We start from the raw sequence: 15,125 nt of genomic DNA, 5'->3' as shown, positions 1-15,125 counted from the left end.
TTAAATCACGCCTTGAAGTCTCACTTTGCTTCAACTCTCTCTTGAACTTGAAGGTTCAGTGACGGTTCGCCCCTGAAGTCAAAGAGCGATAAATGACACAAATAAGAGGTCAGCTAGACAAAATCATTTTAATAGTGAAAAATGCTACGCGTTGGTTCAACAATTTCGCCCCCATATCAGGGCGCAAACAGCGTTGAGCAGCGCACAGAAATTGGCGACTTACATCTCAGGCACCACAGCCTGCGACTATAACTGAGTACATCACTCCAGAAAGCGTGAAACCTACGTGGCAACCGATTACGATGCACCCCGCAAGCAAGACGAAAACAACGAAGAATCATCGATTGAAGAGCTGAACGCTCACCGCTCCGAAATGCAGTCGGGTGCTGTTGACGAAGACGAAAACGCGGCAGCCGAAAGTTTTGAGCTCCCCGGCGCAGACCTTTCCAACGAAGAACTCAACGTCGTAGTTCTTCCCGCGCAGGACGATGAGTTCACCTGTGCCTCCTGCTTCCTCGTTCGCCACCGTTCACAGGTTGCGCGTGAAGAAGGCGATCTGAAGTACTGCGTAGAGTGTGAAGGCTAAATAGTCGCCACTCAAAAACTACTGAGGTAAACGCATCAACAAAGAGGGACTGACCTGCAAGGTCAGCCCCTCTTTTTGTCTTTGTCGGTAGAAATTACTGCTCATCTACTTGAATCTGCGCTCGCGCGTCGTGGTTGAGAAGCATACGCTCTTCGTGCACCTGGTGCATCTGCACCCGGTATTCTTCAAGCTGTTCTGCTGAAATCTCGCTGTTGAGGATCTCTACGATGCGCTCGGGGTTGCGAGTTGAGGCAAGCCAGTAGGGGGTGGGGTCTGCCGGGTCAGTAATCTGAATACGAACTTTGGGCTCAATCCACCCTCGAAAGCACATGAACGCGCGTCCATCAAGATCAGGACCCGCAGCTTGCTGTGCCAGCGCACCCCTGAACGCCTCTGCAACGCCCACGTGCTCGCGCTCAATAGCGGCACGCCCCACCCGCAGTAAGTTCGGGGTAATGGTGATAACAGGGGCTGATGAGTACAAAATGAAAGCCAGTAAAAGCGCCACCACAATACCGGCGATAACACCGGCGGTGATGCTAATAGGCGCACCCACAAAGAAGCAGGCAATACCGGCACCTACCACGCCAATCCACAAACCAACGCTCGGCGTCAGACGCTCCTGATAGAGCACCTGTGAAGAAGAAGCAGCCATTAACCTCACCAATCACCACAAAAACTTTATTTTCTTCACCCCATTCTACCGCTAGAGCACCTGCAAGAGATTCCTGCCGGTGCTGTGCGGGAGAAGTACCTGCGGCAACTTAGGCTGAAAAATTTAGATGATAGGGGCATTTGCCTAGTAAAGTTGCTAACTGTGAATGAACAGTTGACAGTTGAAATTAAAATGCTCGACCCTGATTTACCGGTGCCCGCTTACGCGCAACAGGGGGACGCGGGCGCTGATCTGAGGGCGCGCGTTGATGCTGATCTCGCTCCCGGTCAGCGGGCGTTGATTCCGTGCGGTGTTGCCATTGCCTTGCCCGCTGGTTTTGTGGGGCTGGTGCATCCGCGTTCTGGGCTGGCTGCTAAGCACGGCATCACCATCGTCAATGCTCCGGGTACCGTTGATAGCGGTTATCGAGGAGAGCTGATGGTGTGCTTGCTCAATACTGATACCGAGCATAGTTTTCATGTCAGCCGTGGGGACCGTATCGCCCAGCTGGTAATTCAGAAGTACGAGAGCGCTCGCTTTGTGCCGGTAGAAACCCTCGATGAGACAGAGCGCGGAGCCTCCGGCTTTGGCTCAACGGGCACAGCGTAGGCACACCCGCCGCTGATTGATCTAAGAATTGGTAGAAGAAGGTAGAGAAAATGTTTGGTTTCAAGCGTAAGAAAAAGCAAGAAGATGCTGAGAACACTTCGGTGACTGAAGCGGCTGAGAACGTAGAGCCTGACGAGGCTGAAGACCGGGGTTCAGATCAGGCTCCCGAGGTTTTCGAGATTGATCGTAGCCAAGGTCCCTTTGACAGTGAAGAGAAGAATACTGATGAGGGGTACCTTGACTTTGGTTCGTTGCTGATCAAATCTGATCCGACGGTTGCTCTGCGTCTAGAGGTCGATGAAAAATCAAAGAACGTCATCGCTATTACCTTGCAAAAGGATCAGGCTGTCGTGCAGTTGCAGGCGTTCGCTGCGCCCAAGAGCCGCAGTTTGTGGGATGACATTCGCTCTGAAATCTCATCTTCGGTACATGCTCAGGGCGGACGCGTGGAGTACACCGATACTGCGCTGGGGCGTGAGCTGCATTCTCGTATTCCGGCAACGGCCCCTGACGGTCGTCAAGGGTTTCGCGTAGCAACCTTCGTGGGCATAGACGGTCCTCGCTGGTTCTTGCGTGCTGTGTTTACCGGTGAGGCGAGCACTCAGCCCGAAGCTCGTGCTGAAATGGAAAAAATTCTGCGTGCGGTGGTTGTTCACCGTGGTGAGGCTCCTATGGCACCCCGTGACTTGCTGCCCTTGAAAGTTCCTGCGCAGATTCTAGAGGCTCAAGCGGCCCCGGCTGCCCGCGCGCAGCAGGAACCTTCCTTGCAGGTTCCCCAGCGCGGTCCTGAGATTACCCAGATTGGTTAGAGCCTTTCTCGTGGCTTCAACCCAAGCAACAGATGCCCTTGCCTACCCTGAACGTCTGCGCGCCCGTATTGCCGGACGTGTGGGGCAGGTGCGCTTTTCAGCTGCGGGGGAGCCTCCGCGCTATGAGGCGGAGCTGATTGTTGAGAAGTCTTGCCCCGCCACTTATAACCGTACGAGAGCTTTGATGACGGGCTTACCTGCCATTGAGAGTTCTGGGGATTTCAGCGAAGATGGTTCTGATGAAAAAGGCTCGACTCCCGATGAAGAGTTCGCTCCTAATGAGAATGACATCGACCGTAGAGCTCACCCTGCCCGGCGGTTTCCTGACGAACCGCCGGTGAAGCCGGGTACGCGCGTCCTGCTGGTGTGGCATGGGCAGCATAGCGTACCGGGCATTGTCGCCGGTGCTCAGTTGCGCTGTAACGGTATGCTCTCCGCCAGAACCCAGCCCGCCCGCATGTACAACCCGCGTTATGAGATTGTGCCCGTCCGCTCGGGTCACTAGCAGACTAGCTCCATCGGGGCTTAGAAAATAGAGAAGAGATTTTTATGCAGCCAGAGTCGCAGAATCAACCCGCAGCAGCTCCCAGCGTTGAGAAAGGCAGTGGGCTGAATTTTGCGCCGCCCAAAAACATTCGACGCACCGCTAACGGCGATGTTGATGTGCTGTATGCGGTGGGTGGAGTGCGCGGGATCATTGAGGCGATAGCACCGGGTTTTCTCTTTCTTACCGCTTTTCTCATCACGAGTAATCTGCTCTTAGCTGCCTCAATCGCGGCGGCGGTTGCCCTGGTCTTTGGCGCGGTAAGACTGGTGCAAAGGGGCTCTTTGATGCAGTCCCTCTCGGGTCTGATCGGTGTGGCACTGTGCGCCGCCGTTGCCTTGCGTTCGGGCGAGGCAGCTGATTTTTATGTGCCCGGTTTGTGGATTAACGCTGCCTATGCGGTGGGTATTGCTGGGCTGCTGTTATTCTTCAAACTACCGGTGGTCGGTTTCATCTACAGTTTCTTTCGCGGGGAACAAGAAACCTGGCGTTCAGACCCCCGGCGCGTTCGTGCGTACACCTTGGCAACCTTGGTACTCATTGGCATGTTTGTGCTGCGCCTAGCGGTTCAGGTTCCCCTCTACCTCGCCGATCAGGTGGGCGCTCTGGGGACCGCCCGGTTAGTCATGGGCACTCCACTGTATGCAGCCGTTATCTGGCTGACCTGGCTGATGACCGCCCCGCGCACTGCAGATAAGACCCCAACCAGCTAAGCCGACTTTTTACGAGAAGAGCAGACGAATATCCTCTTCGCCCTCGGTGGTGGTGATAAAGAAAAGCTCATCGTCGCCTTCGATAATGTCATCGGCAGTGGGGGCAAGGGGAGTACCATCACGCAAGATAGCGGTAAGAGTTGTCTGAGCGGGCCACTGAATACCGGCTACTGTGTGCCCAATGATGGGATGGTCTGCGGGTACTGTGTACTCCACCAGCATCGCCCCACCTGCCTGCAAAGACAGCAGACGCACCACATCGCCCACCTCTACAGCCTCTTCCACCAGAGCAGTCATCAGACGCGGGGTCGATACGGCAACATCAACGCCCCATGAATCATCGAACAACCACTCATTTTTGGGGTTATTAACGCGCGCTACCGTACGCGGCACACCAAACTCGCTGCGCGCCATAAGCGAAACGACGAGGTTGGTTTTGTCATCGCCGGTGGTGGCAACAATAACGTCGCATTCATCGGGGCTTGACTGTTTAAGGGTCGAGAACTCACAGGCGTCTCCGATAATCCAGTGGACGTTTTTGAGCGAGCCGCTGCGTCCAATAACCTCGGGCTTTTCATCGATGATGGTGATACTGTGCCCGTGGGCTATCAGTTCTTTTGCAATGGATGAGCCAACTGAACCGGCACCAATAATAATGACCTGCATGAGCAATAAACCTTTGGACGTTAGTTAGATTCTTCTGCCGGGGCAGTGGCTAGTATTCGGGAGATTTCGTTGATCTCTTCGGTGCGCAGCATAGCGTGTACAATATCGCCCTGCTGGTAGCTGGTGTCAGGCTGCGGCAAGATACCTTCACCAAAACGGGTGATGTAAGCGATGCGCACCCCGGACGCCGCTTCGATATCGGTCAGTGCGTGCCCCGTCCAGCCGGGGTCAAGTTGCAGTTCTGCCAGCATGAGCCTGCCCGATGCCTCTCGAAAGTCACCGGTCATTGCTTGTTCTGGAAGTAGGCGGCGTAGCACTTGATCGGTGCTCCAGCGCACAGCGGCAACCGTGGGAATGCCTAGCCGCTGGAAGAATTCTGCTCGGTTGGGATCATAAATACGTGCCACAATATGGGCAACCTTGAAGGTTTCGCGGGCAACACGAGCCGCCAAGATGTTGGAGTTATCGCCGGACGACACTGCGGCAAAAGCGTAAGCCTCTTCAATACCGGCACGTTTGAGGGTGTCACGGTCAAAACCAACACCGGTTACTTTCTTACCCGTAAAATCTTTGCGTAAACGGCGGAAAGCCCGGTCATCTTGGTCAATGATCGCCACGGTGTGACCGGAGTCCTCCAGCGTGTGCGCCAGCATAACGCCCACGCGTCCTGCCCCCATAATGACGAAGTGCGGCATAGCTGCACACCCTTTCTCTAACCGGTGCCGTTATCAATGCGCCTTTAAGTCTATCCCCGCTCAATGCTACTTTGGTCACCGCCGCCAGCGTTTTGGGCGCGCACACTTTCGCAAAAGCAGAAAATGGCACTAGGTTATTAGCTGTGGCAGGTACTGTGGAGCGCTTACAGCGCTTATTCTTGGGTTCACTTGTTGATCGTCGGCAAGTGCGTTCTTTGGCGCTTTCTAAACGACGAGCGCTAGGGCTTTTCGGTTCAGACGGCGTCTCATCGGTGGCTTACGCCCCTGATGAGATTGTGATGATGCTGGCACTTGCTGGCAGCGGTGCGCTCATCATTTCTCCCTGGGTGGGCGCAGCCATTGCCCTGGTACTGCTGGTTGTGATTGGCACGTACCGTTATAACCTCTCATCCATTGCAGAGGGCGGAGACTACGAGTTAGTGAACAAACGACTGGGTGCCCGCACCGGCGTGGCAGTGGGTGCCTCACTCATGGTGGATTTCATGCTAACAGTGACGGTGTCACTGGCAGTTGCCAGTAGTTACATTCTCTCGGCCTTTCCTGCCCTTCGTGATAAGTCATTGTGGGTGACAGCAGCACTGATTGTGTTGGTCATGCTGCTGTGCTTGCGCGGTCTTACCTTTCTGAAAAAAATTTCTTACCTACCCTTGCTCCTGTTCCTCATTGCCATCGGTTTTACGATAACGGTGGGTTACGGTAAATCGCTGGCAGGCACTCTCAGTCAGTCAGTATCAAGCAACTGGCAGATCGTGCCCGAGCAAGGTACTGACCCACACCTGGCAGGAGCCGGTTTATTCCTTCTGCTGGCGCGCACCTTCTCATCGGGTGCTGTTGCCCTTACCGGCGTATCAACGATGTCGAACTCAGTGCGGTTCTTCGAGCGTCCCACCGTCAAAAATGCCTCATCAACCCTGATGAGCATGGGAATCATCTCAGCGATCCTACTCACCGGAGTGCTCTACCTCGTCAAGGAAACCGGCGTGCGCACGGTCATGGATGTTTCACAGCTGCGCATCGACGGCAAACCTGTACCCGAGGGGTTCTATCAGCAACCAGTACTCATGCAAATGGCAGAGACAATCTACGATGATGCGCTCATGCCCACCGTACTGATGCTCACCACAGTCGCTATTTTGATTATGGCGGCAACCACGGCTTTTACCGGCTTTCCCCTGCTCACTGCCGCCATCGCAGAAAAGGGCTACCTACCGGTACAACTGCGCGCCCAATCGTCCCCTACCCTCTTCGCCAAAAGTGTAATACTGCTGGGCGTCTGCACCCTGATGTTCATTACCCTCATAGGGGCAGATCTCAACACCCTCATTCAGATGTACATTGTGGGCGTGTTCTTCTCGATGACCATGACGCAGGCAGCAATCATTAAAGTACGCGCTCGCGAACTAAAGTTCACCCTTAACGCCACTAAACGCGTCCGCCTGATACGTCCTTTTATCGTTACCCTCATCGGTTTCACTGCCACCGCTTTAGCGCTGGGTGTGGTGATTCTGACCAAGTTTACCCAGGGCGCGTGGGTAACTCTCATTCTTATCCTTGTGCTCTCGAAAGCGATGCTTAGCGTGCGAAACCACTACGATTCCATCAACCAGAACCTTGAACTACCGAGTGATTCAGCTGAGCTTGCCCAGCAAAAAACTCTGCCCGCTCGTGTACACGCTGTGGTCTTTGTGCAGCGCGTTCGCAAACCGCTTATGCGCGCTATTTCCTACGCCCGTGCCACCCGCCCAGCAACGATCGAAGCGGTGATGGTTAATCAAGATTCGTCTCGCGTTAAACAGGCTCAGCGCAGTTGGGAATCCTTAGAGCTACCTGTGCCGCTCACCATCTTGGACGCGCCCTACCGCGACTCCGTACCGCCTTTTATGGAGTATATTGAGCGTAAGAGCACCGAAAGCCCGCGCGACGTCATCATTGTCTACTTACCCGAATACGTGGTGCCGCACTGGTGGGAGAGAATCTTGCACCGCCGCACCGTCCACCGGCTCAAGGCGCGGCTGCGTAGACAACCCGGTATTGTGGTCGCCTCTGTTCCCTGGCAGATTTCTTCATCAACCCGCCCCTAAACTTTTTCACCAACCTCGAAGGTAGATACCTGTGACTTCACCCCAAGAAAACCCCCTGACCCCCGATACCACTGTGGAGGTTGGCTCCATCGTTGAACTCACTCCGCACGCTGTAGCGCACGGTGGTTCCTTCGTTGCTCGCTACAACGAGCGCGTGATTTTTGTACGCCACGGCGCTATCGGTGAGACAGTGCGAGCACGCATTACCGGTGCGGGTCCCAAAAACCGTTTCTTCTTTGCCGATGTTGTAGAGGTCCTTGACCCCAGCGAACACCGCCGTACCCACCCTTGGGCACCTGCGGATGCACTACGCAGTGAATCGCCCATCGGCGGCATGGAGTTTGCTCACCTTGACCCCGTCTACCAGCGCGAACTCAAAACGATGGTGGTCATCGAGCAGCTCACCCGTTTGGGCAAAGTACCCGCTTCGAACGCCCTGCTGAAACTTTTGCGCGTGGAAGAGCTGCCCGGTGGCGATACCGGCTGGCGTACCCGCATCCATTTCGATGTGGCTGCTACCGGTTCGGGTAACCGCATCGGCATGTACCCCCATTCTTCTTCTGGGGCAGTTGCTGTAGAGGATTTCCCTCTGGCGCACCCGGCGGTCAACCGTCTGCAGCTGCACCGCTTAGAACTTGAGAACATCAGCCGAGTGGACGCCACAGTTTCTTCTACCGGGGAAATCCTGCTGAGCTTTACCGTGCGCGCCGGAACCTCTCAAAAGGCAGTAGCTGATGCAGTGACCGTCCAAGCCGAAGAACTGTGGGGTAGCCTCAAAGAAGAAAAAATTACCCTCGTCTTTACCGCCGAGCGTCAGGGCGGACGCCGCCGCGGTGAGCGTCCTGCCGATGTAGTGCGCGGTGCCCAGCGTCAAAACCCGCAGGTGACTGAGAAACTTGACATCGATGACATCTCCCTCTCCTGGCGCGTGGGCAATGGTGGTTTCTGGCAGATTCACCCGGCAGCGCCCGAAGCGCTGGGGCTGACCGTATCAGAGCTGCTTGAGCTCACCGACGGCGAGAGTATCTATGATCTCTATTCCGGTGCCGGTCTTTTCGCTGCTATCGCCGCTCTCGAAGTTGGTCCCACCGGTTACGTACTGGCGGTTGAAGGTTCACCGGTGACCGCAGCGAACGCCCGCGATAACTTTGAGTCGGGTCGCGCTCGTATTGAAGAATCAGCAGACACCCGCATCGAAACCGTGAAAGCGGACGTGGGCGCCCACCTGGCGCGTTTGTTGCCTCAGGTTGCTGCGGGCAAGGCTAAAAAGCCTGATGCAGTGATTGTTGATCCTTCGCGCGAAGGTGTAGGCAAAAAGGTTGTAGAGCAGATTGATCAGCTCGACCCCCAGCGCTTGGTCTATGTGGCGTGTGACCCCGCCGCTTTGGGGCGTGACACCGGCTACCTGCGTGAGTTGGGCTGGGAGCTACTCGATCTGCGCGCCTTCGACATGTACCCCAACACCCACCATGTTGAAACGGTAGCCCTGTTCGCGAGGGCTTCCTAACCACGATTCTCTAGGCGGCTTGAAAACCGACACTCGTTACTGTCTCGCACGAGGCAAACGGGGGTTGGTTTTTAGTTTTTAAGACACAATGTGTCGGATTTTTTACCCTGAAATGTGTTTTTGGGTGACTCAGAGTACACTGGTATTGAAAGCTTGGTGTCAGACTGTCTCTAAGATGGGCATCACACCTGCGCGCAGTACTGCGCAGAGCACTTTTAGAGGCAACGATGCCAAGGCCTGACTAGTAACAGTGTCGAGAAGGAGTCCCACGTAATATGAGCACTGTGGATAGCTTCGGTTCAAAAGGCGTACTAGACGTCAAAGGTACCGAATACGAAATTTACCGACTCAAGTCAGTCGAAGGCTACGAAAAGCTGCCCTACGCTTTGAAGGTTCTGCTGGAGAACCTGCTTCGCACCGAAGATGGCGCGAACATCACCGCTGAGCACATTAAGGCTCTTGCAAACTGGGACGCTAAGGCTGAGCCCAGCACCGAAATCCAGTTCACTCCCGCCCGCGTCATCATGCAGGACTTCACCGGTGTTCCCTGTGTTGTTGACCTTGCAACCATGCGCGAAGCTGTGAAGGAACTGGGTGGCGATCCCTCAAAGATTAACCCCCTGGCACCTGCAGAGCTGGTGATTGACCACTCTGTTCAGATTGATGCTTTTGGTACCGCAGACGCGATTACCCGCAACATGGACATCGAATACCAGCGCAACGGCGAACGCTACAAGTTCCTGCGCTGGGGTCAGACCGCATTTGATGACTTCAAGGTAGTACCCCCGGGCATGGGTATCGTACACCAGGTCAACATCGAGTACCTGGCACGTACCATCATGGCTCGCGAGGTAGACGGCGTTCTGCGCGCTTACCCCGATACCGTTGTGGGCACCGACTCACACACCACCATGGTTAACGGTCTGGGTGTTCTGGGCTGGGGCGTTGGCGGTATCGAAGCTGAGGCAGCGATGCTGGGTCAGCCCGTCTCCATGCTGATTCCTAAGGTTGTAGGCTTCAAGCTCATCGGCTCAATCCCCTCAGGCGCAACCGCAACTGACGTGGTTTTGACCATCACCGAAATGCTGCGTAAACAGGGCGTTGTGGGCAAGTTCGTTGAATTCTACGGCGAAGGTGTTTCACAGGTTCCTCTGGCTAACCGCGCAACCATCGGTAACATGAGCCCCGAGTTTGGTTCAACCGCAGCGATGTTCCCCATCGACGAGGTCACCCTTGACTACCTGCGTCTGACCGGTCGCAGCGAGGAACAGGTAGCTCTCGTTGAGGCATACACCAAGGAACAGGGTCTGTGGCACGATCCTTCCATCGAAGTTGAGTACTCCGAGTACCTTGAGCTTGACCTCTCCACCGTCGTACCCTCTATTGCTGGTCCCAAGCGTCCTCAGGACCGCATTGAGCTGACCGAGGCGAAGAAGCAGTACGCATCAGATATTGAAAACTACGCCGCAAAGGGTGAGGCTGAGAAGTCAGCTCACGTTTCAATGAGCGACGGACGCGAGTTCGAGCTTAAAAACGGTGCAGTCTCTATCGCATCGATTACCTCCTGCACCAATACCTCAAACCCCTCAGTCATGCTTGCTGCGGGCGTCCTCGCACGCAACGCAGCAGCTAAGGGTCTGACCGCTAAGCCCTGGGTTAAGACCTCTATCGCACCGGGCTCAAAGGTTGTTACCGACTACTACGAGAAGGCTGGTTTGCTGCCTGAACTCGAGAAGCTCGGCTTCTACGTTGTAGGTTACGGTTGCGCGACCTGCATCGGTAACTCAGGTCCGCTGGAAACCGAAATTTCAGAGGCTATTCAGGACAACGACCTCTCCGTCACCGCGGTGCTTTCAGGTAACCGTAACTTCGAGGGGCGCATCTCACCCGACGTGAAGATGAACTACCTGGCATCCCCTCCCTTGGTTATTGCCTACTCACTGGCTGGCACCATGGACTTCGACTTCGAGAAGGACGCCCTGGGGCAGGACGCCGACGGCAAGGACATCTACCTCAAGGACATCTGGCCCGACCCGGCTGAAGTTCAGCGCATCATCGATTCTTCTGTTGATACCGAAATGTACAACAAGGAATACGGCACCATCTTTGATGGTGACGAGCGTTGGCAGTCACTGGAGACTCCCACCGGCGAAACCTTCGAGTGGGACGCTAACTCCACCTATGTGCGCAAGCCCCCGTACTTCGAGGGTATGACCATGGAGACCACCCCGGTTGAGGACATCACCGGAGCACGTGTTCTGCTGAAGCTGGGCGATTCGGTCACCACTGACCATATCTCACCCGCTGGTTCTTTCAAGTCAGATACCCCTGCTGGTAAGTACCTGATCGAAAACGGCGTAGAGCGTAAGGACTTCAACTCCTACGGTTCACGTCGCGGTAACCACGAGGTTATGATTCGCGGTACCTTCGCGAACATCCGCATCAAGAACCAGCTGCTGGACGGTGTTGAGGGCGGTTTCACCCGCGACTTCACCAACGGCGGCGAGCAGACTACTGTCTACGATGCAGCTCAGAATTACAAGGCAACTGGCACCCCGCTGGTTGTTCTTGGTGGTAAGGAATACGGCACCGGTTCATCACGTGACTGGGCAGCGAAGGGCACCACTTTGCTGGGCGTCAAGGCTGTTATCGCTGAATCCTTCGAGCGTATTCACCGTTCAAACCTGATTGGTATGGGTGTTCTGCCCCTGCAGTTCCCCAACGGTGAATCACACGAGTCATTGGGTCTGACCGGTACCGAAACCTTCGATATCGCGGGTGTTACCGAGCTGAACAAGGGCACCACCCCCAAGACCTTGAAGGTTACTGCAACCGCAGAAGACGGCAAGGTTACCGAGTTTGATGCTGTTCTGCGTATCGATACCCCAGGTGAAGCTGACTACTACCGCAACGGTGGTATCTTGCAGTACGTTCTGCGTAACCTGGTTCGCGGTTCTTGATCCGAACGTCCACCAGCACTTGAGCCGGTAGCTGGTAACAGCAGATGACAGGGGGCTCCCACCATCATCGGTGGGAGCCCCCTTCGTTGTGTTTTAAGGTTTTTGGGGTGATAGCGAGTCTACGGGCTTGTACTGAGCCAGACCTGCTGCCATTTATCAGCCAGAGAATCAATGTTTTCGTGGGCGTTGAGTCCGCTGGGCTGGGGTACTACCCACAGCGAGGTCGCGGGGTTCCAGCCCTCAATGAAGGACGCGTCCTGCTCACCGAGCGTCGCTTTCCTCCGGTTGAAAGCGGTACGGTAGGCAGTGATGCCGGCTATGGCTAGTGCCTGCGGCTGATAGATGTGGGTCAGTTCTATTAGTCGTGGGACGCTCGCTTGCAGCTCCTCTTTGGTGAGCTCATCCGCACGAGCAGTAGCGCGAGCCACCATATTGGTAATGCCAATCCCTAAGCGTTCCATCTGGGTTTCCACTTCATCGCTGAGCCCGCGTGAAGCGTCCACTCTGGGGCTGATGATTCCCGCGCGGTCAAGTGAGGGCCAAAACCTGTTACCGGGGTAGGCGAAGGGCGCATTGACTGCGGCTGTCCACAGACCGGGATTGATACCGACGATTAGCAGTCGCAGGGGAGTACCGGGCGGTGGCAGACGGTCATCAATGGTTGCGTTAGCAAAATTTTGCAGCTCTTCACGGCTGGGGCGTCTATCGCCGAGAGGGGAGGGGTAACGGATGCTCATGTCACACCACCCTACACAGCTGCTGCTAGTTTGCGGGGCAAGCATCGATAGAAGGGTGCTGTCTACCGTAAAAATCGTCAAATACTAAGGTCAACCGGTAAAGTTAGTTAGACTGCAATACGTGTTGAATCAAAAGATGTGAAAGACCCGCAAGAGCTTCGTGAATTCAGCACAAGAGTCCGTTGAAAGGGAATGTGCCGTGGGGCTTCTAGACAGCATTAAACAGCCAAGCGATCTGAACTCTCTCAGCACTGATCAGCTGAAGCAGCTTGCCCACGAAATTCGCGATTTTTTAGTCAATAATGTTGCTAAAACCGGCGGTCATCTCGGCCCGAATCTGGGTGTTGTTGAGCTGACTGTTGGCATGCACCGGGTTTTTAGCTCCCCTCACGACTCTTTTATTTTTGATACCGGTCACCAGTCCTATGTGCATAAGCTCCTGACCGGTCGTCAAGACTTTGAGACGTTGCGCCAAAAAGGTGGTCTGTCGGGGTATCCCGAGCGTGCTGAATCTGAACACGACATCGTGGAGTCCTCGCACGCGTCCTCTTCTCTTTCATGGGCTGACGGTATTTCTCGCGCCCATGCTATGAACGGTGAATCTGAGCGCTACACTGTGGTACTGGTGGGCGATGGTGCCCTCACCGGTGGTATGACCTGGGAGGCAATTAACAACATTGCCGCTGATAAGAACCGCCGTGTAGTTATCATTGTTAATGACAACGGGCGCTCCTACGCACCCACTATTGGCGGTTTCGCCAACCACCTGACTGCCCTCAAAGCTGAGGTGCAGAGCAAGGTCGACCAGGTGCGTCTTGACCGTCGCTATGACAAGGCACTGGATGCAATCCGCCGCGGTCTGCAGTCGGGTGGACGCCCCGGCCAGGCACTGTACCGCGGTTTGCACGGTATGAAAGCTGGCATCAAAGACGTGATGGTGCCCGGTGGACTCTTCGAAGATTTGGGCATGAAATATGTTGGCCCCATCGACGGTCACGATCAAGAAGCTGTGATTGATGCTTTGCAAGCTGCCAAGAACTTTGCTGGTCCCGTTATTGTGCATGCTATGACCGAAAAGGGGCACGGTTACGCCCCGGCAGTTGCTCACGCAGATGATATGTTCCATGCGGTAGGCGTTATCGACCCGGCGACTGGTAAGGGTATCAAGAGTTCCAGCGCTGCGTCCTGGACCAGCGTTTTTGCCGAAGAAATTAAGACCATTGCGGATGAGCGCGCTGACATTGTGGGCATTACCGGAGCAATGTTGATTCCGGTGGGCTTGCACAAGATGGCTGCTGCTCACCCCGAACGGGTAATTGATGTGGGCATTGCTGAGCAGCACGCTATCGCCATGAGTGCAGGTCTTGCCTACGGTGGTCAGCACCCGGTGGTTGCCCTGTACGCGACCTTCCTCAATCGTGGTTTTGACCAGCTACTGATGGACGTTGCCCTGCATAAGGCGGGAGTGACGATTGTTCTTGACCGGTCAGGTGTTACGGGGCCCGATGGTGCCTCCCATCACGGTATGTGGGATCTTTCCCTGTTGCAGTTCATTCCGGGGCTTCACTTGGCTGCCCCTCGTGATGCTGCCACCCTGCGTGAAGAATTGCGAGAGGCTGTTGCCATTGATAACGCGCCCACCGTGGTGCGTTACCCCAAAGGCTCAGTGGGCGATGAGATTCCCTCAATCAAGCGTTATTCTGATGGTGTGGATGTTCTCTACAGCGGCGGAACGGCGCACACCGAAACTGATCAGAAAGATGTTCTGCTCGTTGCAGTAGGAGCCTTCGCTCGTTTGGCGCTGGATGTCGCTTCCCGTTTGGAAGAGCACGAGGTGAGCGTAACCGTCATTGACCCCCGCTGGGTCATGCCCGTGCCCGCCAGCGTTATTGAAGAAGCCGCTAAACACCGCATTGTGGTTTCCCTCGAAGACGGTGTGCGTGCCGGTGGTGTGGGTTCACGTATCCGCCAGGAAATGCGCGCCGCAGGTGTTGATACTGCCCTCAACGAGCTGGGGTTGCCCGCTGACTTTATTAAGCACGCATCGCGTGAGGAAATCCTTGATGAGGTGGGGCTCAACCCCGAGCAGATTACCTCGGATCTTCTGGCGCAGCTCTCGGGTCAGAAAGTTCCTTTCGCCCGCGGCAAGGACGAAAAACCCAAGCACACTAACACCAGCGCTATTGATATTATCGAGTAAAAACTTAGGCGGTGGGACACCGCTACCGAGAAAATAAGCGGTGCCCGAGACTATATATTAATGTCGCTGCTGTACCCGAAACCCGTCAAAAGCACCGGGTACGAACTGAAGAATGAGCTTAAATATCTAACCCCTCAGAAGATGGGTGTCATACGCTCAACCCTGCGGCGGCTAATGATGCTGTTCACCCTTCTCAACGTGGTTTTCTTTGTGGTGAAAGTCCCAGCGTCTCTTGCAAGCACCGTTTTATAGCCCCCCTTATTTTCTGGTCAGCTGTAGTTATGCTTACACTTTTTGCGCCCCATCGCCATGTGCTATAGGTGAGCGTCAATGAGGAGAGCC

At 55.2% G+C, this 15,125-nt stretch carries 13 protein-coding genes; 9 read left to right on the top strand and 4 right to left on the bottom strand.

Annotated elements, in window-relative coordinates:
- The first annotated feature begins 286 nt into the window (after nt 1-286).
- The gene (locus JTP09_RS01530; protein ID WP_204876253.1) at nt 287-586 is read left to right on the top strand and encodes a DUF4193 domain-containing protein; all 300 of its coding nucleotides are present in this window, start codon (nt 287-289) and stop codon (nt 584-586) included.
- 94 nt (nt 587-680) lie between these two features.
- Here JTP09_RS01530 and JTP09_RS01525 read toward each other — a convergent pair whose 3' ends face one another.
- Nucleotides 681-1,241, bottom strand: coding sequence for a DUF3093 domain-containing protein (locus JTP09_RS01525; RefSeq protein ID WP_204876250.1), 561 nt, complete (start codon nt 1,239-1,241; stop codon nt 681-683).
- A 162-nt stretch (nt 1,242-1,403) separates the two neighbouring features.
- On the opposite strand from JTP09_RS01525, the gene dut reads away from it, so the two are divergent.
- The 4 genes from dut to JTP09_RS01505 are packed head-to-tail and all read left to right on the top strand — an operon-like array spanning nt 1,404 to nt 3,916.
- A complete protein-coding gene (gene dut / locus JTP09_RS01520) occupies nt 1,404-1,850 on the top strand; it encodes a dUTP diphosphatase (protein ID WP_204876247.1) in 447 nt (148 codons plus the stop codon).
- Between the two features lie 50 nt (nt 1,851-1,900).
- A complete protein-coding gene (locus tag JTP09_RS01515; RefSeq protein WP_204876245.1) occupies nt 1,901-2,659 on the top strand; it encodes a DUF3710 domain-containing protein in 759 nt (252 codons plus the stop codon).
- Nucleotides 2,660-2,669: 10 nt separating this feature from the next.
- Nucleotides 2,670-3,164: an asparaginase gene (locus tag JTP09_RS01510; RefSeq protein ID WP_204876243.1), complete on the top strand. Its 495-nt coding sequence runs from the start codon at nt 2,670-2,672 to the stop codon at nt 3,162-3,164.
- A 44-nt stretch (nt 3,165-3,208) separates the two neighbouring features.
- Nucleotides 3,209-3,916, top strand: coding sequence for a DUF3159 domain-containing protein (locus JTP09_RS01505; protein WP_204876241.1), 708 nt, complete (start codon nt 3,209-3,211; stop codon nt 3,914-3,916).
- 9 nt (nt 3,917-3,925) lie between these two features.
- Here the strand turns inward: JTP09_RS01505 and JTP09_RS01500 are convergent, their stop codons facing one another.
- A complete protein-coding gene (locus JTP09_RS01500) occupies nt 3,926-4,582 on the bottom strand; it encodes a TrkA family potassium uptake protein (RefSeq protein ID WP_204876238.1) in 657 nt (218 codons plus the stop codon).
- Between the two features lie 20 nt (nt 4,583-4,602).
- Entirely contained in the window at nt 4,603-5,277 is a 675-nt protein-coding gene (locus tag JTP09_RS01495; RefSeq protein ID WP_204876235.1) for a TrkA family potassium uptake protein, read from the bottom strand.
- 143 nt (nt 5,278-5,420) lie between these two features.
- On the opposite strand from JTP09_RS01495, the gene JTP09_RS01490 reads away from it, so the two are divergent.
- From JTP09_RS01490 to acnA, 3 genes are all read left to right on the top strand, one after another.
- On the top strand, nt 5,421-7,379 hold the full coding sequence (locus JTP09_RS01490; RefSeq protein WP_204876233.1) for an APC family permease: 1,959 nt from the start codon (nt 5,421-5,423) through the stop codon (nt 7,377-7,379).
- 31 nt (nt 7,380-7,410) lie between these two features.
- On the top strand, nt 7,411-8,886 hold the full coding sequence (locus JTP09_RS01485; protein WP_204876230.1) for a class I SAM-dependent RNA methyltransferase: 1,476 nt from the start codon (nt 7,411-7,413) through the stop codon (nt 8,884-8,886).
- Between the two features lie 275 nt (nt 8,887-9,161).
- Nucleotides 9,162-11,846: an aconitate hydratase AcnA gene (gene acnA, locus JTP09_RS01480; RefSeq protein WP_204876228.1), complete on the top strand. Its 2,685-nt coding sequence runs from the start codon at nt 9,162-9,164 to the stop codon at nt 11,844-11,846.
- A 119-nt stretch (nt 11,847-11,965) separates the two neighbouring features.
- Here the strand turns inward: acnA and JTP09_RS01475 are convergent, their stop codons facing one another.
- Entirely contained in the window at nt 11,966-12,583 is a 618-nt protein-coding gene (locus JTP09_RS01475) for a mismatch-specific DNA-glycosylase (protein ID WP_204876226.1), read from the bottom strand.
- 199 nt (nt 12,584-12,782) lie between these two features.
- Between JTP09_RS01475 and dxs the strand changes: the two genes are divergently transcribed.
- Nucleotides 12,783-14,783 (top strand): 1-deoxy-D-xylulose-5-phosphate synthase, encoded by a 2,001-nt coding sequence (gene dxs / locus JTP09_RS01470; RefSeq protein ID WP_204876224.1) that lies wholly within the window; start codon nt 12,783-12,785, stop codon nt 14,781-14,783.
- Nucleotides 14,784-15,125: the final 342 nt, after the last annotated feature.

This window comes from Rothia sp. ZJ1223, from assembly GCF_016900985.1.
In the GTDB taxonomy this organism is placed as follows: Bacteria; Actinomycetota; Actinomycetes; order Actinomycetales; family Micrococcaceae; genus Rothia.
This window is presented reverse-complemented; position numbering and strand designations above follow the sequence as displayed.